Genomic DNA, 21,452 nt, shown 5'->3' with positions numbered 1-21,452 from the left:
TCAGCCTCCCACTTCCTGAAGAGCGCCGGGACGGCGCGTTGGCCCGGCCACGTCGGCGAGGCAGGCGATGGTCGGCTCGTCCAGCTCGGCGCCGGTCAGCGCCGTGCCGAAGCGGTTGTTGACCATCGCGATGATCCGGGCCAGCGACAGCGAGGTTGCCCCGTGGTCGAACAGGTCGCCCTCCGGCGGCACGTCCCGCAACAACACCTCGTCCACGATTGCTTTCACGACCGCGGCGGCGGAGCCGTCGACCGGTTCGGCCACCTCGGCGGGCTCGGTCAGCGCGACCAGCGCCGCCAGGTCCGCCTTGCCCTGGGCGGTGACCGGGATGTCGTCCACGACGTGGAACCGGGACGGCCGCAGGTAACCGGGCAGGTCGGCGACGGCGGCGGTGAGTTCGGCCTCGGTGGGCGCCACCGGGTCCGGTGCGGGCGGCGGCGCGACGTAGGCGACCAGGCGCACGTCACCGTCGCCGAAATCGCGGGCGGTGACCAGGGCGGTGCCGACGCGGGCGCAGGAGAGCAGCCTGGCCTCCACCTCGCCCGGCTCGACCCGGTAGCCGCGGACCTTGAGCTGGCGGTCGACGCGGCCCAGGTACACCAGGCCGCCGTCGACCAGGGCGGCGCGGTCACCGGAGCGGTACCAGCGCTCGCCGTCCAGCACCACGAACCGCTCGGCGGTCAGCTCCGGCCGGTTCAGGTAGCCACGCGCCACGCCCGTGCCGGACACGAACAGCTCACCCGGCTCGCCGGGCGGCACGGGCAGGCCCTCCCCGGTGCGCGGCTCCACCCGCAGACCGGGCAGCGCGTGACCGATCGGGCTCACCTCCGGGTGCGCCAGGTCGGCGGCGGTGATCCGGCGGTGCGTCGCGTGCACCGTGGTCTCGGTGATGCCGTACATGTTGACCAGCGCGGGCGAGTCGTCGCCTCGGCGGGCGATCCACGGCGCGAGCACCGCGACGTCCAGGCGCTCACCGCCGAACACCACCAGCCGCAGGGACAACTCCGCGGGCGGCCCGGCCGCCGCGTCCGCCGCGACCAGGCCGCGGAACGCGGACGGCGTCTGGCTGAGCACGGTCACCCGCTCGCGGCGCAGCAGGTCCAGCACCAGCGCGGGTGTGCGGGTCACCTGCGCGGGCACGACGACCAGCTTGCAGCCGAACAGCAGCGCGCCCCACACCTCCCACACGGAGAAGTCGAAAGCGATGGAGTGGAACATGGTCCACACGTCGAACTCGTCGACCTCGTACAGCTCGCCGACCTGCTCCACCAGGGCGACCGCCGACCGGTGCTCGACCTCGACGCCCTTCGGCGTGCCGGTGGAGCCGGACGTGTAGATCACGTAGGCGACGTCGGAGGGTTCCGCGGCGGTGGGCGGGAACTCGACCACGCCCGGGTCGTCGCCCTCGTCGGCGTCGCTCCACAGCACCGGTCCGGCCCAGTCGGCGAGCGCGTCCGCCGTGCGGATGACGGCGACGGTCAGCGCCACCTCGCTGTCGGAGAGGACGAACGCGACGCGGCCCGCCGGGTTGTCGGGGTCGACCGGCACGTACGCCGCGCCGGCCTTCAGCACGGCGAGCACGGCGACGATGAGGTCCACGGAGCGGTCCACGCACACGCCGACCCGCGCGCCGCGGCCCACGCCGCACCGGCGCAGCCGCGCGGCCAGGGCGGCGGCCCTCTCGTCCAGCTCCGCGTAGGTGAGCTGGTCGTCACCGCAGCTCACCGCGACCCGCCGCGGCACCAGCGCGGCACGGCGGGCGAACGCCTCGTGCAGGCAGTCGGTGGAGGCCATGCGTCACTCCTCCGTCTTGGTGGCGTACATACCCCAGTGCTGCGGGGTGAGCGCCAGGTCGGTCAGGCTGCCCTGGACGAACATGCGGTCCCAGCCGCCGCCGCCCTTCTCGTCCGGGATCCACTGCCGCGTGAAGACCTCGCGGGTCTCCGGGTCGCTCATCGCCCGCACGCCCATCAGCGTGTAGTACGAGCTGAGCGACTTGAGGTGGATGAAGTGGTGGATGCGGTCGGACCGGCCGAACGCCTCCTCGTACAGGTAGATCGTGGCGTGCCCGGCGAGGACCTTGTTCCAGCTCTCGCACAGCGCGCGGGCGAACGCGCGTCCCTCGGCGCGGTACTCGTACTTCAGCTCGCCGACGCGGTGCATCACGATGCCGCAGTCGGCCGAGTTGAGCTGCTGCTCCACCGGCACGGAGGTCTGCGCCGACGCCGTGGGCACGACGAACGTCGCCGGGCTGTCGTCGGCGCTGGACACGGAGTCCGGGGTGGACTCGGACGTGCCGTACATGCCGAACGCGGACGGGATGAGCACCGTCTCGTGCAGGGCGCCGTCGAGGAACAGGCGGTCCCAGGAGCCGCCGCCGCGTTCGGCCGGTACCCGTTGCCGCAGCACGATGTCGCGCCAGCCCGCGTCCTGCGTGCCCATCCGGATCAGCGTCTCGTAGGCGTGCAGGGACTTGATGTGCAGCAGCCAGTGCAGCCGGTCCTTGGTGCCGAAGGTCTCCTCGTAGACGAAGACCGTGACGATCCCGGCGTAGTTCTTGTTGATGTACTCCGACAGCTCGCGGGCGAACTGCCTGCCCTCGGAGCGGAACTCGGCGCGCAACTGGCCGACGCGCTCCACGATGACACCCGCGTTGCCCGAGTGCAGGATCGCGTCCCGCGCGATCGTCGTCTGGTCCTGTGCCGTCGGCAGGACGAACGGCGGACTCGATGTTGTCGTCATCGAACGCTCCTTGGCTGTCGTGGGTGCGTGGCCACGCTAATGACGGTGTTGCCGGCCGCTCTGCTCACTTGTGGTCACGGGACCGGGCGATCACGTCCGCCGCGCCGCGCATGAGGAGTTCGGCGATCACGTCGACGTGCCGCAGCCGCCAGTCGGCGAGCCCGGTGCCCGCCACCAGGCGGTTGAACGCGCCGATCGCCGGTCCGGTGTGGACCTGGAAACCCGCGCGCTCGGCGGGGTCGCCACGCAGCGCGGCGGCGGTCGTGTGGGCGAAGTACCAGCGGAACGCGAGTGCCATGCGGCGCTTGGGGTCGGCGTGCTCGACTAGTCCGGCGCGGCCGGTTTCCCGGTGGTGGCGCGTGGTTTCCCGCCACACCTCGGCGAACGGGCGGCGGAACGTGTGGCGCTCGACACCGGCCCGCACCTGCTCGGGCACCTCCTCCCAGCTCCCGTAGCGCTGGTACAACTGGTGGAGCTGGTTGGCGCGGGCGGCGAACATCGTGCCGCGGCGCAACACCTGCACCCGCGCGCCGCTCTCGAACACGTCACCGGCGGGCGCGTACGCGGTGTCCTGCACGCCCGCCGCGGCGAGCATGTCCTTCACCAGGTCCGAGGTCCCCGCCTCGGGGGTGGCCTGGTTGACCGACCCGGTCACCACGAAGTCCGCGCCGAGCACGAACGCGGCGGCCACGGCCGCCGGCGTGCCCAGCCCGCCGGCCGCACCCACCCGGATCCGCTTGGCGTACCCGTGCTCCGCCGCCACGCGGTCACGCAGCAGGGCGAGGTCGGGCACGAGGGTGAGCGCGGAGCGGGCGTCGGTGTGCCCGGCGGAATCGGCCTCGGCGCACAGGTCTCCCGCGACCGGCAGCCGTTCGGCGGCGCGTGCCTCCTCGCGGCTGAGCGCGCCGTCCCGCACCAGGGCGGCCAGCACGGCGGGTGGCGGCGGGCGCAGGAACGCCGCGGCCACCTCGGGCCGCGACACCTTCGCCACCAGGTGCCGCGCGGCCACCGGCGTCCCGTCCGCCGCGAACCGGGCGCCCGCGAACCGGAACCGCACCAGGGGCGCCGTGACATCGGTGAACCCGGCCGCCTCCACGTACCGGACGCCTTCCCGCACGTACAGGTCGGCCAGCCGCGCTTCGAGGGCGGGGTGGTCGGGCATGGCGAGCAGGTTCACCCCGAACCGCCCCGGTCCCGGCGACGAGCCGAGCGCCCGCACCGCGGCCACCACCTCGTCGTAGCGGAGACCACCCGCCCCGAAGAACCCGAGCAGCCCCGCCCGGCCCATGCGCTCCACCAGCCGCACCGAGGCGATGCCGCGGAACATCGACCCGGTGAGGTAGGACCAGCGGACGCCGTAGTCGGCGCGGAACGCCGCGTCCCCGAGGCTCTCCGGCCCCGACAGGCCCGCACCCGCGCTCCCGGACTCCGCCTGCACCGCAGCTCCGCGCACCACACCTGCCACCGGCCCCGGCGGCGGAGCCGCACGCTTCGCCGCCGCCGCCGGCGGCACCTCGCACCGCTTCCCCGGCACTCCCCCCGACCCGGACGGCTCGGCCCCCACCGCGCGCCACAGCTCGGTCAGCACCCTGCCGGGTCCGAACTCGCGGACCTCGCGCACGCCCGCCGCGGCCAGCCGGTCCATGGTCTCCCGCCACCGCACGGGGCTGCGCACCTGGAGCGCCAGCATGTCCCCGATCAGCCCCGGGTCGTGCGGGCGGGCGGTCACGTTGGAGAACACCGGCACCCGGGGCGGGGCGAAGCGGATGTCCGCCAGGACGTCCTCGAACTCCCGCGCGGCGGCCCGCATGTGCCGGGAGTGGAACGCCGCGGAGACCGCCAGCGGCACGCAGCGGGCCGCACCGGCGGCACGCACGGCCTTCGTGGCGGCGGCCAGGGAGTCCAGCGGGCCCGACAGCACGACCTGGGTGGTCGAGTTGTCGTTGGCGACGTCCACGTCCGCCACCCCGGCGTCCGCGAGCAGGCCACGCAGCCGGTCCGGGCCCGCGCCGATCACGGCGACCATCCCGCCGCCCGCCGCGCGCGACATCACCTCGCCACGTCGGCACACCAGCTCCAGCGCCGTGGCGAAGTCGAGGCTGCCCGCGGCGAACAGGGCGTTGTACTCACCGAGGCTGTGCCCCGCGAAGAAGTCCGGCGGTCCGGCCTCGGCGGCGAGGTAGCTCAAGGCGTTGACGACGAACAGCGCCGGCTGCGCGTAACGCGTGTCGCGCAGCAGGTGGTCCGGGTCCTCCAGGCACAACCGGGCGACGGGCACGCCGATGACCCGGTCGGCGGTCGCGCGGTGCTCGGGGAAGCGGTCGAACAGGTCGCCGCCCATCCCCCTGCGCTGCGCGCCCTGCCCCGGGAACACCCATGCGGTCTTCGGCGTGGACACGACCTGGACTGTCCAGCGCCGCACCACGCCGTGGCTGCCCAAGGTTGAGCAGCACGGCGTCCACCGGCCCGCTTAGCGTGCGACGACACCGTCCGCCGTCGCAGCGGGGAGCCCATGGACGACCACGCAGACGCCACCACGACGATCCTCGGTGTGCTCGCGCGCGTGCTGCCACCGGACACCCCGGTCGCCGCGGACACGCCGCTGGCGACGCTCGGCCTCGGCTCGCTCGCCGCCGCGCGGGTGCTGCTGGAGGTCGGCACGGCCCTCGGCGCCGAGCTGCCCATGGACGCCGTCCGCACGTGCCGCGACCCGCGCGAGCTGGCCGCGCTGGCGGTCGGCTCGCTGGGCCGGGCCGGTGTGCGGCCGGCGGTGCGAGCCGCGCCGGGCGCACGTCACCAGCCCTTCCCGCTCTCCCCGTTGCAGGAGGCGTACCTGCTGGGCAAGAGCCTCGGCGACGGCATCGGCTGCCACGTGTACCGCGAGTTCACGGTGCCCGACCTGGACGTGACGCGCTTGCGCGCCGCCTGGGGCCGGTTGGTCGCGCACCACGACGCGTTGCGCCTGGTGCTGACCCCGGACGGCACGCAGCGCATCATGCCCGACCCACCGGACTGGTCGATGCCGGTGCACGACGACGTGCTGACCGTACGAAATCAGCTGTCACACCGCGCCTACCTGGACACGGACTGTCCATTGTGGAGTGTAGCGGTGTCCCGGACCGCCGACGGCGCGGGCGTGCTGCACCTGAGCGTGGACGCGCTGATCACCGACGGCGCGGGGCTGGAGCTGCTGGTGGAGCAGCTGTGGGCCACCTACGAGGACCCGGCGTGCGCGCTGCCCGGCGGCGGGTTCGGGGTGCGGGACCTGGTGGTCGCGCTCGCCGAGCACCGGTCGGGCGACGCGTGCCGCGCGAGCCTGGGTTACTGGGTGGACCGCTTGCGCGACCTGCCACCCGGACCCGCCCTGCCCGCCGCCGACACCCCGCCGGACGGGGTGCGCACCCCCTACACGGCCGAGCTGACCCCGCGCGAGTGGAGCGCCGTGCGGCGGTTGGCGGCCGACCTCGGCGTCTCACCGACCTCCCTGGTGCTGACCGTGTTCACCGAGGCGCTGCAACGGGCGTGCGCCGACCCGCGGTTCTCCCTGGTGCTCACCACCAACAGCAGGCTGATCCTGCCCACCGCGGCGGACACCGTGGTCGGGCCGTTCACGTCGACCGCGGTCTTCGTCGCTGAGCCGACCACGGACCTCCCGCTCACCGAAGCGGCGAAACGGGTCCACGAGAGGCTGCGCCGCGACCTCGACCACACGGCGGTGCCCGGGGTGAGCGCGCTGCGTGCGATGCGCGCGCAGAAGTACCGGGTGCCGGACTCGCTCCCGGTGGTGTTCACCAGCCTCATCGACATCGGCGGCGGTGGTGCGGACGGTTCCTACGCGCTCAGCCAGACCACCGGCGTCACGCTCGACGCGCAGGTCGCCGAGCGGGACGGCGCGCTCGGCATCCGCTGGGACGTGGTGGACAGCGCGTTCCGGCCGGGTGTCGTAGCGGGTGTGCTCGGGTGGTTCGTCAACACCCTGCGCTGGCTGTGGCCGGGCGACGCCACCGATCCCCGACCGCTCAACGACCTCCAGCAGGCGTACTTCGTGGCCCGCACCGGTGACGGCGTCGGCCCGTGGTCGGGTTGCCAGGTCTGCCACGGCTTCCGGGTCGACGACCTCGACCTGCCACGCCTGGAAGCCGCGTGGTTGGCCATGCTCGCCGACCACGAGGTGTTGCGCACGGTCGTCACGCACGACGGCAGGCTGGTGGTGCACGACACCGTGCCGGACCGCTGGCACATCCCGGTTTCCACGGGCGAGGTCCAGCAGGACATGGTCAGCCGCGCCTACCCGCTGGGCAGGCTGCCGCAGGGCGAGATCCGCGTGACAAAGGACGACATCGGCACCACCGTCCACATGGCACTGGACCTGCTGGTCGCCGACGGGCGCAGCATCCACCTCCTGATGCGTGAACTGCTGCGCCGGTACCACGACCCGGCCGTGCGATCGCTGCACGCCGCGCCCTACGCCGAGTTGGTCGCCGGGCGGCGGCACTCGGACGCGGACCGCGCCCACTGGCGGGAGCGGTTCGCCACGCTGCCGCCGGGGCCGCCGCTGGCCGCCACGTCCGGTCCACGAACCCGGCTGACCGCGGTGGTGCCCGGCTGGTCGCGCTGCCGGGAACGGGCGCGGCACCGCGGGATCAGCCTCGACGCGGTGCTCGTCACCGCCCTCACCCAAGCTCTCGCCACGCACTTCACCGACGACTTCGCGGTGCCCGTGGTGCGTTGGGCCGAAGCGGTGGAGCGGTTCCGGCCCGCCGAGGTGACGGCGTTGAGCTGGGTGCCGCGCGCCGAACCGGGCCTGCCGTTCGAGGAGGCGGCCCGGCGGGCGCACGCGGTCCTCACCGGCGACACCGCCGCCGACGCCGCGTCCGGGCTGGCCGAGCTGCGGACGGTCGTGCTCCGCAAGCGGCGGACCGGTTCGTACGGGTTCCCGGTGGTGTGCACCGGGTTGCTGGAGCTGGGTGACGCGCCCCTGCCCGAGGGCGTCACCGCGGGACCGTGGCTGACCTGCACCCCGGATGTCGGCCTGGACTGCATCGCGATCGACGAGGGTGGCGACGAGCTGCACGTCTTCTGGGACGCCGTGCGCGGCGCGGTGCCCGATGGCGCGCTGAACGGGATCTTCGCCACCTACCGGGAAATCCTGGCCGGGCTCGGCGCGGACGAGGCCGCGTGGTCCGCCGACGACCGGGACGCCGAGCTGGAACTCGTGCTGCGGACGTGGAACGACACCGCCGCGGACTTCCCGCACGACGGGCCGGTGCACCTGCTGTTCGAGGAGCAGGCCCGCACCCGGCCGGACGCGGTGGCCGTGCGCGGTCGTGGTGGCGTCACCACCTACCGCGAGCTGAACGCCGCCGCGAACCGGATCGCGGCACGCCTGCGAGCCGCCGGTGTCGGCGCGGAATCCGTGGTCGGCATCCGCCTCGCCCGCGGTCCGCTGCTGGTGGCGGCCGTGTTCGGCGTGCTCAAGGCGGGTGGCGCGTACCTGCCGGTGGAGCCGTCGCTGCCCGATGCCCGTGCCACGACGATGTTGACCGACGCGGGGGCGGTCGCGGTGGTCACCACGTCCGACCTGCCACCCGCCGCCGGGCTGCCGCTGGTGCACGCCGACCGGCTCGGTGACGCCGACGAACCCGATCCCGAGCCCGTCACCGACGAGAACGCCACCGCCTACGTCATCTTCACCTCCGGCAGCACCGGGCGGCCCAAGGGTGTCGCGGTGAACCACCGCGCGGTGCACAACCTGCTGCACTGGGCCCGCCGCACGTTCGGCTTCGGCCCCGCCGACGTCGGCCTGTGCGTCACGTCGCTGGGGTTCGACCTGTCGGTGTTCGACCTGCTCGGCCTGCTCGGGTACGGCGCGTCGGTGTACGTCGCGGACGCCGAGCAGCAGCGCGACCCGGCGTTGCTGCTGGACGTGCTGCTGACGGAGCCGATCACGTTCTGGAACTCCGCGCCGACCACGCTCGCCCACGTCGTGCCGTTGATGGCGGCCCACCGCGGCGACCCGCGGACGGCGGACCTGCGGCTGGTGTTCCTCAGCGGCGACTACACGCCGCTCACCCTGCCCGCCGAGCTGCGTGCCTGCTTCACCCGGGTGGATTTGATCAGCCTGGGCGGCGCGACGGAGGCGACCGTGTGGTCCAACTGGTTCCGGGTCGGCGAGGTCGACCCGTCGTGGCGCAGCATCCCCTACGGCAAACCGATCGACAACGCCCGGTACTACGTCCTCGACGACGACCTGCGGCCGTGCCGGATCGGTCGGGAGGGCGACCTGTACATCGCGGGTGACGTGCTCAGCCTCGGCTACCTCAACCGGCCGGAGCTGACGCGGGAGCGCTTCGTGCCGTGCCCGTTCGAACCGGGCGGCGCGCTGATGTACCGCACCGGCGACCGGGCGAGCTTCCTCCCCGACGGGAACATCCGCTTCCTGGGCCGTGCCGACCACCAGGTGAAGATCCGCGGGTTCCGGGTGGAGCCGGGCGAGATCGAGCACCGGCTGCGCACCCACGGCGCCGTGCGGGACGCGGTGGTCGTGCCGCGTGACGACGCCGGGGAGCGCAAGCTGGTCGCCTACGTGGTGCCCGCACCCGGTGCCACGCCGGGGCCGAAGGAGCTGCGCGCGCACGCGGCCGAGGCGTTGCCGGACTACATGGTGCCCAACCACGTGGTCCTCCTGGACCGCCTGCCCGCCACCGCCAACGGCAAGCTGGACCGCGACGCCCTGCCGTGGCCCCCGACCGCCGAACCGGCCGCACCCGGCGAGCCCGACCCGGTGCCCGCCGCCGACCAGGACCTGCGCCGGGCGCTCACCGAACTGGTCGCGGAACTGGTCGGCGACGCGGTGGACCCGTCGGTCGACCTGTGGGACCAGGGCGCTACCTCGTTCACCATGGTGCAGGTGTCGACCCGTCTCCAGGAGCGGTTCGGGACGCGGGTGCCGGTGGCCGTGCTGCTGGACAACCCCACCGTGGACGGCATCGCGGCGCATGTCGCGACGGTTGTCGGCGGACCCGCGCCCCAACCGGAGGGGCTACCCGACCCGCGACCGGAGACGCTGCCCGACCCGCGACCGGAGACGCTGCCCGACCCGCGACCGGAGGTAGGACCGGCTGGTCCGCCCGACCCGCGACCGGAGGCGGAACGGGCGGAGTCGCCCGACCCGCGACCGAAGTCGGAAGCCGCGAAGTCGCCCGCCCCGGAGCAGGCGGTGGAAGCCGCTCCGGCGCTCGCCGTGGACGTCCTGTCGGCGACCGAGCGGGCCGCGTTCGCCGACGCCCGGTGGGACCTGCGTGACGACGGCACGCCCCTCCCCCTGCCCGACGAGCGGCCGGACGAGCACCTGTACCGGTGGCGTGGCAGCCGCCGCGACTTCCGGCCGGACCCCGTGCCCTTCCCCGCGTTGACGGGCCTGCTCGCCCTCCTGCGCCCGCTACCGGACGGCGACCGGCGACGGCGGCTGTACCCCTCGGCGGGCGACACCTACGGCGTGCAGGTCTACGTCCACGTCCTCGACGGCCGGGTCTCCGGCGTCCCCGGCGGCGTGTACTACTACCACCCGGACGAGCACGCGTTGCGGCGGATCTCGGCGGGCGCGGAGCTGGGGCGGTCGGCGCACTTCGTCTACAACCGCCCCGTGCGCGACCGGGCCGCGTTCGAGCTGCACCTGGTGGGCCAGGCGAAGGCCGTGCGCCCGCTGTACGGCGACGACGCGGACCGGTTCCTCGCGCTCGAAGCCGGTTACCTGGGCCAGTTGCTGATGTCCGGCCAGGCGCCGCACGGCCTGGGGCTGTGCCCGGTCGGCGCGGTGGCCGAGGAGCCGCTGCGCCGGGCGTTGTGCCTCGGACCGGACCACGTGTTCCTCCAGTCCTTCCTGGGCGGGGCCGTGGACCACGCGCCGGCCACGCCGCCGGAGGTCGCGGTCGTCGGTGTCGCGGGTCGCTACCCGGAGGCGGACGACCTGGACGCGTTGTGGCGCAACCTGGTCGACGGCCGCTGCTCGATCACGCCGCCGCCCGCCGCGCGGGGCGACGGGCCGCCCGGCGGCTACCTGCGGGACGTGACGTCCTTCGACAGCGCGGTGTTCGGCATCGCGCCCGCGGAGGCCGCCACCCTGGACCCCCAGCTCCGGCTGCTGCTGGAGGTGGTGTGGGGCTGCCTGGAGGACGCGGGCCACACGGCCGCGTCGCTGGGGAGGGTCGGCGTGTTCGTCGGGCTGATGTGGCACGACCACCGCCTGGTCGGCAGCGACCGGTGGCGGGCCAACGGCTCGGCGCGGATCTCCGGCACGGGTTCCGAAGTCGCGAACCGGGTGTCGCACGTGTTCGACTTCCGCGGCCCGAGCCTGGCCGTGGACACGTCGTGCTCCTCGTCGCTCACCGCGCTCGCGCTGGCCGTGGAGAGCCTGCGTCGTGGTGACTGCGACGCGGCCGTGGTGGGCGCGGCGAACCTGCTGCTGCACCCCTACCACGCGTCGGTCCTGCGCGGGCTGGACCTGGTCGCGGAGGTGCCGGGCCGGGCGCTGGACGCGGGCGGCTGGTCGCCCGGTGAGGCGGTCGGCGCGGTGCTGCTGCGCCGGCTGTCCGACGCGCGGGCGGACGGCGACACCGTGCACGGCGTCGTGGAGAGCGCGTGGGTCGGGCACACCGGCGGGTCCGGCCGGTTCGGCACGCCGGACGTCGCGACGCTGACCGGCTCGCTGACCCGGGCGCTGGACCAGGCGGGCCTGACCCCGGCCGACATCGGCTACGTGGAGTGCGCGGCGTCCGGCGCGGCGTTCTCCGACGCGGCCGAGGTGGCGGCGGTCGGGCGGTTGTTCGCCGACCGGCCGGCGGTGCCGATCGGCACCCTGAAGCCGAACCTGGGGCACGCCGAGGCGGCCTCGGGCCTGGCGCAGCTGACCAAGGTGCTGTTGCAGCTGCGGCACGGCACGCTCGCGCCCACCCTGCTGTCCGACCGCCCGAGCGCTCTGGTGGACCTGGCCGGTCTGCCGGTGCGGTTCGTCACCGAGCCGACGCCGTGGACCGGCACCCCGTTGCGGGCGCTGGTGAACGCGGTCGGCGCGACCGGCTCGGTGGGCCACGTCGTGCTCCGGGCCCCGAAACCCGCGGAGGACGCGTGACCGACCCGTGGCTCAAACCACCGTCCACACCGGACTCACCCGTGCTGTTGTACTGCATCGCGCACGCGGGTGGCGGCGCGGGGTTCTTCCGGGCGTGGCCGGGATCGCTCGCGCCGGAGGTGGGTGTGTGCGCCGTCGTCCTGCCGGGCCGGGAGACCCGCCTGCGGGAGACGCCGCTGACGACCGTCGCGGACATCGTGACGCCGCTGGCGGACGCCGTGCGGGCGCACGCGGACCGGCCGTACGCGTTGTTCGGGCACAGCATGGGCGCGGTGGTGGCCTACGAGGTCGCCCGGCGGCTGACGACCGCGCCGCGCCCACCGCTGCGGTTGTTCGTGTCCGGTCGGCGCGCACCGCACCTGCCCGCACGCCGCGCGCCGCTGCACCCGTTGGCGCACGACGAGTTCCTGGACGCCGTGGCGGCGATGGGCGGCACGCCCCGTGAAGTGCTCGACCAGCAGGACCTGATGCGGTTGTTCCTGCCGGGCCTGCGTGCGGACTTCGCGGTCAACGAGACGTACCACCCGCTGCCCGGCCCGGTGCTGGACTGCCCCGTGTCGGCGTTGACCGGTGACGCCGACCCGGAGGTTTCCGTGCCGGAGATGCGGCGCTGGGCGGAGGTCACCACCGGCCCGTTCCGCCTGCGCGTGTTCCCCGGCGGGCACTTCTACCACGCCGGCCCGCCCGCCGCGCTGACCGCGGCACTGCGCACCGACCTCACCGACCCCTGAACACGCCGAGCCCGGCCCACGCGCGGCGGGCCGGGCTCGGCGGGCACGGGTCAGGAGTTCGCCAACGAGGCCACGACCTCCGACGTCGCCTGGAACAGGATGCCCGCCATCTGACGCACCTGGTCCTCGGTCATCGCCAGCGGCGGCACGATCACGATCGTGTCGCTCGGCGCGGAGTGGATGATCATGCCGAGTTCCCGGCAGCGCTGGGTGATGCGGGTCGCCACGCCCAGGTCCCACGGGAAAGGCTCGCGGGTCTCCTCGTCCGCGACCAACTCGATCGCGGCGAGCATCCCGCACTGGCGGATGTCGCCGACGTGCGGGACGTCCCGGAACTTCGCCAGCTCCTCCGCGAGCACCGCGCCCAGCCGGCGGCCGTGGGCGATCACGTCGTCCTTCTCGAACAGGTCCAGGCTGGCCAGCGCGACGGCGACCGCCATCGGGTTGCCCGAGTAGGTGTGGCCGGACAGCAGCATCTTGCCGTCACCGCGGAACGCGTCGAACACGTCGCCGGTCGCCATCGTGGCGGCCAGCGGCAGGTAGCCGCCGGTGAGGCCCTTGCCCACGCACAGGATGTCCGGGCGCACGCCGTCGGCCTCGCACGCGAACATCGGGCCGGTGCGCCCGAACCCGGTGCCGAGTTCGTCGGCGATCAGCAGCACGCCGTGCTCGCGCGCGATCTCCGCGACCCGCGCCAGGTGCCCGTCGCGTGCCACCACCATGCCGCTGACGTTCTGCACGCGAGGCTCGACCAGCACGGCCGCGACCTCGTGGCCCTCGCGCTCCAGCACCTCTTCCAGGGTGTCCGCGCACGCCAGCGAGCAGTTGTTGCGGCACAACGCGCACCGGTACTGGTAGGGCTGCGCGAACGCGCTCGTGGGCCGCAGCAACGGCTCGTAGAAGTTCTTCAGGATCGTCATCTGGCCGACCGACAGCGCGCCGACGGTGTCACCGTGGAACGCACCCGTCATGGAGACGAACTTGTTGCGCTGCGGCTCGCCCTTGAACACCCAGTACGAATACGCCATCTTCATGGCCGTTTCCACGGCGCTGGAACCGCTTTCCAGGAACAGCACCCGCTCGATGCCCTCCGGGGCGAGGCGCACCAGCCGCTCGGCCAGCTCGGCCGCGCCGGGGTGGGTCATGCCGTACAGCGTGGTGTGGGCGATCTTCGCGGCCTGCGCGGTGATCGCCTCGTTCAGCTCGCGCCGCTGGTGGCCGTGGATGTTCACCCCCAGCGACGACCCGGCGTCCAGGTAGCGGTTGCCGTCGGAGTCGACCAGGTACACGCCCTCGCCGTGGTCGATCACCAGCGGCTCGGCCTTGAGGTAGTCGTCGGTCGGGGTGTACGGGTGCCACACGTGCTGCTGGTCGAGCGTCCGCAGCCGTTCGGTCTCGGTCATGTCCTTGTCGTCCATGCGTCGGCGCTCCGAGGTGGGATCGTCGGGTTCCAGGCTCGGGCAATACCAACGGTTCCCGCGCCGCCGCGTCTGCGCAGTTCTGCGCAGCGCCCGGCACTGCTCAATGGTGAGCAGAGGGCCGGGCGGGCGGGTCGCGATGCTCTTGGCGCGGCCGGGGTGCCCCCGCCGTTGTTCTCGACGCCAGAAGGGGACGCCTCGTGACGACCTCCGAACACCTCGACCTCGTCTCACCGCAGTCCCGGGCGACCGCGTACCGCACCTACGCGGGGTTGCGCGCGGCGGGACCGATCTCCAGAGTGCGGATGCCCACCGGGCAGGACGTCTGGATGATCACCGGCTACCAGGAGTGCGTCGACGTCCTCGGCGACTACAACCGGTTCAAGACCAGCCCCACGGTGGTGCCCGAGGGCGTGGAGATGCCGTCGCTGCCCGAGGCCGTGCTGCGGTTGCTCGGCGGCAGCATGGGCAGCATCGACCCGCCGGAGCACACCCGGCAGCGCCGGCTGGTGCAGGCGGCCTTCACACCGCAGTACGTGGAGCGGTTGCGGCCCGCCGTGCAGTCCATCGCGGACCGGCTGCTGGACGACCTGATCGCCTCCGGTGAGCGGACCTTCGACATCGTCGAGGGTTTCGCGGTGCCGCTGCCACTGACCGTGATGTCGGAGATGCTCGGCATCCCGAGCGCCGACCGCGACCGGTTCCGGCTGTGGTCGGAGCTGCTGCTGTCGCTCGACCCGACCTCCGCGCAGTCCGCGCCGCAGGGCATGAGCCCCGCCGAGGTGATGGCCGAGATCGAGGAGTTCGTCCGCTACCTCGACGCCCTGATCCAGGCCAAGCGCGCGAACCCCGGCGACGACCTGATCTCCGGCATGGCGGTCGCGGAGGCCGACGGCGAGCGGATGACCGACGACGAACTGCTGAAGATGGTGGCGTTGCTGGTGGTCGGCGGCCTGGGCACCACCCAGCACCTGATCGGCAACATGCTGCTCGCGTTGTTCCGCAACCCCGACCAGCTCGCCCTGCTGCGGGAGCAGCCGGACATCGCGGCGTCCGCGGTCGAGGAGATGTTGCGCTACCACGGTTCCATCGAGATCAGCTTCCCGCGCTTCGCCGCGGAGGACACCGAGGTCGCGGGCACGCCGATCAGCCGCGGCGAGATGGTGATCGCGGTGCTGGCGGCGGCCGACCGCGACCCCGCGCGGTTCCCCGACCCGGACCGGCTCGACCTGCGGCGCACCGCGAACCGGCACCTGGCGTTCGGGCGCGGCGCCCACATGTGCCTGGGCGCGCCGCTGGCCCGCGTGGAGGGCCAGGTCGCGCTGAACACCCTGTTCGCCCGGATGCCCGACCTGCGCCCGGCGGGCAACCTGGACGACGTCGCGTGGCGACCCGGCCTCACCCTGCGCGGCGTGGTGGACCTGCCGGTCACGTACTGACGCCGTTCCCGCTGGGAGATCCGGCCGACGGAACTCCACCGGGGGTTTCGCCGGCCACTGCCGACCGAAACCCCCGAGGGAGGGAGTTCCGTGACCGACGCGATCGTCGCCGAGGGGCTGGGCAAGAGGTTCGACGAGGTGACCGCGCTCGACGGGCTGGACATGGTGGTGCCCGAGGGCACCATCACCGGACTGCTCGGCCCCAACGGCGCGGGCAAGAGCACCACCGTGCGCCTGCTCACCACGCTGATGACACCGGACTCGGGCCGGGCCGAGGTGGCCGGGCTGGACGTCGTCACCCGGGCCGCCGAGGTGCGGCGGGTGATCAGCCTGTCCGGCCAGCACACCGCCGTCGACGGCAACCTGACCGGGTTCGAGAACCTGGAGATGCTGGGCGAGCTGCTGCACCTGGGCCGCCGCCGCGCACGCACGCGTGCCGACGAGTTGCTGGCCCGGTTCGATCTGGTGGAGGTAGCCGGGCGGCGGGTCAAGGACTACTCCGGCGGCACGCGCCGCCGCCTCGACCTCGCCGCGTCGCTCATCCGCACCCCCGCCGTGCTGTTCCTGGACGAGCCGACGACCGGCCTGGACACCCGCAGCCGCATGGGGCTGTGGGACACCATCACCGAGCTGGTCGCGGGCGGCACGACGCTGCTGCTCACCACCCAGTACCTGGAGGAGGCCGACCGGCTGGCCGACCAGGTGGTGGTGGTCGACGGCGGTCGCGTGGTGGCTCGCGGCACGCCGCACGAGCTGAAGCGGGAGGTCGCCGGCGAGCGGCTGGAGATCACCGTCGCGCCGGGCGCCGACGCGGCGGCGGCGCGGGCGGCGCTGGCGGGCGTCGGCACGGGCGCGGTCGTGGTGGACGACCTCGGCCGCCACTTCAGCGTGCCCGTGGACGACGGGGTGGACGCGCTGCTCGCCGGGGCGCACGCCCTGCGCGCGGCGGGCGTGCCCGTGGTCGACGCGGCGGTGCGCACGCCGACCTTGGACGACGTTTTCCTCGCCCTCACCGACAAAGACCAGGAGTACAGCGGATGAGCACTCTGGGCGTGGCGTTCCACGAGGGCGCCGTGGTGGCCAAGCGCAACCTGCGGATGATCCTGCGAGTGCCCGAGCTGCTGGTGAACGCCGCCGTCGCGCCGATCATGATGACCCTGCTGTTCGGGTTCGTCATCGGCGGCGCGATCGAACTCGACGGCGTGTCCTACCGGGAGTTCCTGATGGACGGCATCTTCGTGCAGGCCGTCCTGTTCTCCGCGGTGAACACCGGCACCGTGATCGCGTCCGACATCACCACCGGCATCGTGGACCGGCTGCGGTCGATGCCGATCTCGCGGTCCGCGGTCCTGATGGGCCGCACGTCCAGCGACGTGGTGAACAACCTGGTGGTGGTCGTGGTGACCGCGGTCCTGGGCCTGGTTATCGGCTGGCGCGTGCGCACGTCGTTCCTGGACGCCCTGCTGGGTTTCGTCGTGCTGCTGGTCTTCGCGTACGCGCTGTCGTGGCTGATGGCGGTCGTGGGCCTGGCGATGCGCGTGCCCGAGGTGGTCAGCAGCACCGGGTTCACCATCGCGATCCCGCTGGGCTTCCTGTCCAACGCGTACGTGCCGATCGACACCATGCCGGGTGTCCTCCAGGCGGTCGCCGCGTGGAACCCGATCTCGGCGGTCGTGCAGGCGCTGCGGGACCTGTTCGGCAACATGCCGGCCAACGCGGTGCGGCCGGACGCCTGGCCGATGCAGCACCCGGTGGCCGCGTCCCTGCTGTGGATCGTCGTCCTGCTCGCCGTGTTCATCCCGCTCGCCACCCGTCAATACTGGAAGGCCGTGAGCCGGTAAGCCCGCACGACCACGACGTCCGGACCGCCCACCCGCGGCGGTCCGGACGTTTCGCGCTCACTCCACGAGCACGCGGTCCGGCGCGCGCCGCCGGGCCCGGCTGGAGCGGATCAGCGCGCGGACCCACATCACGATGCCGCCGAAGTCCAGCAGGAACGTCAGCAACGCGAACGCCAGGATGTCCGCCCACGTGAACGACCCGCTGATCGGCTCGCCGGTGAAGAACGCCACCACCCGGCCGCCGTAGAACAGGATCAGCGGGATGGTGAGGCCGAACAGCGTGGCCAGCGACATGAGCCGGCCCAGCACCCACACCACCGAGAAGATCCGGATGGCACGCATCTCCCGCCGCCCGATGCCCGTCTGGTCGATCAACGGCCTGCGCCGGACGCGGCGGACGACGTTGCGCAGGTACACGCCCGTGTCGGCCATCAGGCTGCGGGTGTCCAACGCGGTGGCGATCACGTAGTAGAGATCGGTGCGCAGGAACACGAACGTCTGCCACAGCAGCCGGATGAAGTAGGTGAACAGCACCCCGGCCAGCACCGTGCGCACCGGCCCGGCCAGGGTGAGCACACCGGCCCGGTCCAGCCACACCACGATGAACAGCAGGGCCGCGCCGACCACGTCGACGATCATCCCGGCCACCAGCGCGAGGTACCGGGCGCGCTTGGGCGCCAGCCAGATGCCGGTCATGTCGGTCTGCGCCACGATCGCGTACATCTGGTTGCCGATGGTCATGCGCGCGGACACACCGGCGGCGCGGGCCGCGATGACGTGCGCCAGCTCGTGCACCACCACGCCGATCGTGGCGATGGCGATGACCACCCACAGGTAGGCCCAGAAGTGGGTCTGGAACATGAGGCTGGACGAGCCGGGTATCGCCCGCGGGTCGAGGAACGCGAGCACCGCGGCGGTGAGCACCACCAGGCCCGCCACGACGGCGACGGGTGCGGAGAACCACCTCCGGGCGGCCTGCGGCGACAGCCCGTCGAGGTTCCACACCCGCTTGCGCCTGCCGTCGCCCGCCTGCGCCAGCTCGGCGTCGTGCGGCGCGACGAAACCCTCCTCCGCCAGCTCTTCCAGGAACGCCTCCGCGTCGGGGCTCTCGCCGTGACGGGCCTCGTAGCGGCGGACCGCCTCCGCCAGGGTGGCACCGTCACGCAGCCACTCCAGCAGGTCGAGCCCCTCGCTCGGGATGGACAGGTAGACCTGGCGCTGGTCGTCGCCGATGACGGCGAAGTCGTCCTCGCGCCGGGACGAGTACGGCCGGACCTTGACCGCCGCCTCCATGGGGAACCGGGACACCGGGACACCTCCTCACGGGAAGACGTGCGCGGGTGGGGCGAACCCCACCCGCGCACGCCGTCATCTCAGGGTCAGACCGGCTGGTTCCCGCACGCCACGGACGCGCTGGCCTTGACGGACTCCAGCTTGCGGACGACCAGCTTCTTCTTCGCGGTGGTCTTGTTCATGACGAACTCCCTTTCGGTTGAGTGACTTGCGCTTCCGGCACGTCGCCGGAGTTCGTGGGTTCCGCGAGGAACCGCAGGGCGAGGTCCACCACGTGCGGTTCGGCGCGGAACAGCGACAGGTGGTCGCCGTGGGGCAGGACGGTCAGGGTCGCGCCCGCCAGCCGCCGCGCCACCACGCGTGAGCCGTCGGGGTGCGCGGTGGCGTCGTCCTCGCTGGTGACCACCAGGGCGCGGTGGCGGATGCCGAGGTGGGGACGCAGGTCGGTGGCCATGATGTGCCCGTTGAGCACGCAGTACCGGTGCAGCAGGTCGGGCCGCGCGTACGGGTAGACCACGAGGTGCGCGAGGCGTGGTGGCGCGACGCCGAGCATGGTGTGCGCGAGCACGGCGTGCACGGCGCCCGCCTGCGCCTCCCCTTCCGCCGCCATCGCCATGAGCGCCTGGAGGTTGCGCTGGTGGTCGGTCTTGGGGCTGTCGCCGCCGAGGTCGAAGTCGCCGTGCCACAGGCTCAGCGACGACACCCGGTCCGGCGCCCGGTCGGCGGCGACGACCGCCACCACCGCGCCGCCGCACAGGCCGAGCAGGTGCGCCGCGCCGATGCCGAGGTGGTCCATGGCGGTCACCAGGTCGGCGGCCTGCGCCGGCACGTCGGCGGGCCCCACCGGGCCGGCGGTGAACAGGCCCCGGGTCTCCGGCACCACCACGAAGTGCTCACGCGCCAGCCGCCGCACCCAGCCCTCGACCAGCCGGGCGGGCATCCCGCAGGCGGACGCGACGACCACGGCGGGCCGGGCCGGGTCGCCCGCCGTCCACACCGGCAGGACCACGCCGTCCGGCGCGGGCACGTCGACCCGCGTGGCCCAGCCGGCGAAGTCCGCGGCGCGGGCCGCCGCGACCACCGCGGCGAGGTCCGGTGACGGCGGCGCGGGCCGGTCGCCCAGGTCCAGGTGGCCGCTGAGGACGCGCTCGAACGGCCCGAGGTCGTCGTGCGGCACGGGCGTCAGCGGCGGCAGCCCGAGCCGGGACACCAGCTCCACGAGCAGGTCGGCCGTGCCGGGATCGGCGCAGCGCACCCGGACCGGTCCGGGCAGCGCCGACGACAACGGCTCCGCCGCGAGCAACGCACCGGCCAGCTCCAGCGGCGAGACGACCCCGTTCACGCGGCACCCACTCCGATCCAGTCGTAACGGCGGTGGTAACCGCGGACACCGGTGCGGGCGAGCAGCGTGCGCGGCAGGCCCACCCGGTCCAGCACGGACGCGTACCGGTGCGGGTCGATCTCCCGGTCGGCGACCGGGACCAGGCAGTCCGCGTTCTCCGCGAGCAGCGCCCGGTACTCGTCGAAGGTCAGCTCGCAGCGCGCCGCGAGGTGTTCGCCGATGCGCATCCGGCCCACGGCGGCCACCGAGGAGGCGTCGACCACGCCGCTGTAGAACTCGGCGGCGCAACCGGAGCCGTACGAGTACAGGCCGACCCGGACGGGTTCGGTCGGGCGCAGGTGGTCCACCAGGCTCGCCAGCGCCAGGTACACCGAGCCCGAGCACAGGTTGCCGACCCGGCTCGGGTACTCCAGCGCGGGCGCGACGCGGGCCGCGAAATCGGCGGCGGTGTCGGCGATCCCGTTCTCCCGCGCCAGCTTCCGGTGTGCCGCGCGGACCAGCCCGGCGAACGGGGTGTGCATCGCCAGCCCGGCGAACGTGGTCGCGAAGTCCGCGCCCTCGACGCGGGCCGAGTAGTCGGCGAAGCAGTTGGTCAGGCAGTCCAGGTAGGCGAACAGCGACCGGTCGGCGTCCGCGATGTCGAACGTGGGCGCGGGTCGCGCGGAGTCCGGGGTCTCGTAGCTGTGCACGCCGAACGCGCCGAGGTCCACGTCCAGCACGTGCGGCCGGTCGCCGAGCAGCACGGCCGCCGCGCCGGTGCCCATGGCGGGCTCGGTGTACTGCGACTTCTCGTCCACCAGCGACACGTCGGTCGCGATCACGAGGGCCTTCGCGCCCGGTGACAGCCCGGCCGCCAGGTAGCCGCACGCGAGCTGGAGCGCGCCGGTGGCCGCGTAGCACGCCTGCTTCACCTCCAGCACCCGGCACCGCCTGCTCAACCCCAGGTGCTGGTGCACGTAGGAGGCGACCGACTTGCTGTAGTCCACTCCGGACTCCGTGGACGTGACGAGGAGTTCGATGCGGTCGCGGTCGGCCGGGTCGAGCGCGTCCACGATCGGCTTGGCCGCGTTGACCGCGTGCGTCACCGGGTCCTCGAACGGCAGCGCCACGGACTTGGTCCGCATCATCAGGTTGTCCAGCCGCTCCGGGTCCAGGCCCCGACCCGCGAACAACGCGGGCACCGGGATCGCCGCCACCCCGCAGTAGGCGTTGAGCGCTTCGACGCCGATGCTCACCGCGTGCTCACCTCGCTCAGGAACGCGACCAGGTGGTCGATGTCGCGGATGTCGCCGAAGCTCGCCAACGGCTCGGTGACGCGCAGCCGGGCGCAGACCGCCATGATGATCTCGACGCGCTCGATCGAGTCGGCGCCGAGGTCACGCAGGTGCCGGCCGCCGTCGATGCGGTCGACGTCGACGGTCGGCAGGATCTCGCCGATCACCTCGTGCAGCACCCGGCGGACAGCCGCCCCGGTCATGGTCCCCCCTGGTCCTCGCTCCCCTGGTCCTCGCCCCTC

General features: G+C 73.4%; 13 protein-coding genes. 5 read left to right on the top strand and 8 right to left on the bottom strand.

Annotated features, from left to right (window positions below):
• The 3 genes from KZQ38_RS24570 to fabD all read right to left on the bottom strand — a co-directional run bounded on the left by KZQ38_RS24570 (position 1) and on the right by fabD (position 5,140).
• Positions 1 to 1,794 (bottom strand): non-ribosomal peptide synthetase, encoded by a 1,794-nt coding sequence (locus KZQ38_RS24570; RefSeq protein ID WP_219444876.1) that lies wholly within the window; start codon positions 1,792 to 1,794, stop codon positions 1 to 3.
• Between the two features lie 3 nt (positions 1,795 to 1,797).
• Positions 1,798 to 2,742 carry a DUF6039 family protein gene (locus KZQ38_RS24565; protein WP_219444874.1) on the bottom strand — a complete coding sequence of 315 codons (945 nt, stop codon included), beginning with the start codon at positions 2,740 to 2,742 and terminating at the stop codon, positions 1,798 to 1,800.
• Between the two features lie 64 nt (positions 2,743 to 2,806).
• Complete coding sequence (gene fabD, locus KZQ38_RS24560) at positions 2,807 to 5,140, bottom strand: ACP S-malonyltransferase (RefSeq protein WP_308258576.1); 2,334 nt, start codon at positions 5,138 to 5,140, stop codon at positions 2,807 to 2,809.
• A gap of 114 nt (positions 5,141 to 5,254) precedes the next feature.
• On the opposite strand from fabD, the gene KZQ38_RS24555 reads away from it, so the two are divergent.
• Positions 5,255 to 11,872 carry a non-ribosomal peptide synthetase gene (locus tag KZQ38_RS24555; protein ID WP_219444873.1) on the top strand — a complete coding sequence of 2,206 codons (6,618 nt, stop codon included), beginning with the start codon at positions 5,255 to 5,257 and terminating at the stop codon, positions 11,870 to 11,872.
• Positions 11,869 to 12,603, top strand: a complete 735-nt coding sequence (locus KZQ38_RS24550) for a thioesterase II family protein (RefSeq protein ID WP_308258575.1) — start codon at positions 11,869 to 11,871, stop codon at positions 12,601 to 12,603. The genes KZQ38_RS24555 and KZQ38_RS24550 overlap by 4 nt, the downstream gene beginning before the upstream one ends.
• 50 nt (positions 12,604 to 12,653) lie before the next feature.
• Here the strand turns inward: KZQ38_RS24550 and bioA are convergent, their stop codons facing one another.
• Positions 12,654 to 14,021, bottom strand: coding sequence for an adenosylmethionine--8-amino-7-oxononanoate transaminase (bioA, locus tag KZQ38_RS24545; protein WP_257902124.1), 1,368 nt, complete (start codon positions 14,019 to 14,021; stop codon positions 12,654 to 12,656).
• Positions 14,022 to 14,221: 200 nt separating this feature from the next.
• Between bioA and KZQ38_RS24540 the strand changes: the two genes are divergently transcribed.
• The 3 genes from KZQ38_RS24540 to KZQ38_RS24530 all read left to right on the top strand — a co-directional run bounded on the left by KZQ38_RS24540 (position 14,222) and on the right by KZQ38_RS24530 (position 17,301).
• On the top strand, positions 14,222 to 15,460 hold the full coding sequence (locus KZQ38_RS24540; RefSeq protein WP_219444871.1) for a cytochrome P450 family protein: 1,239 nt from the start codon (positions 14,222 to 14,224) through the stop codon (positions 15,458 to 15,460).
• A gap of 90 nt (positions 15,461 to 15,550) precedes the next feature.
• The gene (locus KZQ38_RS24535) at positions 15,551 to 16,501 is read left to right on the top strand and encodes an ATP-binding cassette domain-containing protein (RefSeq protein WP_219444869.1); all 951 of its coding nucleotides are present in this window, start codon (positions 15,551 to 15,553) and stop codon (positions 16,499 to 16,501) included.
• Positions 16,498 to 17,301 carry an ABC transporter permease gene (locus KZQ38_RS24530; RefSeq protein ID WP_219444867.1) on the top strand — a complete coding sequence of 268 codons (804 nt, stop codon included), beginning with the start codon at positions 16,498 to 16,500 and terminating at the stop codon, positions 17,299 to 17,301. Before KZQ38_RS24535 ends, KZQ38_RS24530 begins: the two co-directional genes overlap by 4 nt.
• A 57-nt stretch (positions 17,302 to 17,358) precedes the next feature.
• Here KZQ38_RS24530 and KZQ38_RS24525 read toward each other — a convergent pair whose 3' ends face one another.
• The 4 genes from KZQ38_RS24525 to KZQ38_RS24510 all read right to left on the bottom strand — a co-directional run bounded on the left by KZQ38_RS24525 (position 17,359) and on the right by KZQ38_RS24510 (position 21,413).
• Positions 17,359 to 18,609: a hypothetical protein gene (locus KZQ38_RS24525; RefSeq protein WP_219444865.1), complete on the bottom strand. Its 1,251-nt coding sequence runs from the start codon at positions 18,607 to 18,609 to the stop codon at positions 17,359 to 17,361.
• Between the two features lie 163 nt (positions 18,610 to 18,772).
• Positions 18,773 to 19,936, bottom strand: a complete 1,164-nt coding sequence (locus KZQ38_RS24520) for an alpha/beta fold hydrolase (protein ID WP_308258574.1) — start codon at positions 19,934 to 19,936, stop codon at positions 18,773 to 18,775.
• Entirely contained in the window at positions 19,933 to 21,171 is a 1,239-nt protein-coding gene (locus KZQ38_RS24515; protein WP_219444863.1) for a hydroxymethylglutaryl-CoA synthase family protein, read from the bottom strand. Before KZQ38_RS24515 ends, KZQ38_RS24520 begins: the two co-directional genes overlap by 4 nt.
• Positions 21,168 to 21,413 (bottom strand): acyl carrier protein, encoded by a 246-nt coding sequence (locus KZQ38_RS24510; RefSeq protein ID WP_219444862.1) that lies wholly within the window; start codon positions 21,411 to 21,413, stop codon positions 21,168 to 21,170. The genes KZQ38_RS24515 and KZQ38_RS24510 overlap by 4 nt, the downstream gene beginning before the upstream one ends.
• Between the last annotated feature and the right edge of the window lie 39 nt (positions 21,414 to 21,452).

This window comes from Saccharothrix obliqua (assembly GCF_019375475.1).
Classification (GTDB): domain Bacteria; phylum Actinomycetota; class Actinomycetes; order Mycobacteriales; family Pseudonocardiaceae; genus Actinosynnema; species Actinosynnema obliqua.
This window is presented reverse-complemented; position numbering and strand designations above follow the sequence as displayed.

What these genes read in the sequence shown, in the direction of transcription:
- KZQ38_RS24510 (WP_219444862.1), bottom strand. Translation starts at nt 21,413, where the DNA reads ATGACCGGGGCGGCTGTCCGCCGGGTGCTGCACGAGGTGATCGGCGAG.
- bioA (WP_257902124.1), bottom strand. Translation starts at nt 14,021, where the DNA reads ATGGACGACAAGGACATGACCGAGACCGAACGGCTGCGGACGCTCGAC.
- KZQ38_RS24570 (WP_219444876.1), bottom strand. Translation starts at nt 1,794, where the DNA reads ATGGCCTCCACCGACTGCCTGCACGAGGCGTTCGCCCGCCGTGCCGCG.
- KZQ38_RS24565 (WP_219444874.1), bottom strand. Translation starts at nt 2,742, where the DNA reads ATGACGACAACATCGAGTCCGCCGTTCGTCCTGCCGACGGCACAGGAC.
- KZQ38_RS24555 (WP_219444873.1), top strand. Translation starts at nt 5,255, where the DNA reads ATGGACGACCACGCAGACGCCACCACGACGATCCTCGGTGTGCTCGCG.
- KZQ38_RS24530 (WP_219444867.1), top strand. Translation starts at nt 16,498, where the DNA reads ATGAGCACTCTGGGCGTGGCGTTCCACGAGGGCGCCGTGGTGGCCAAG.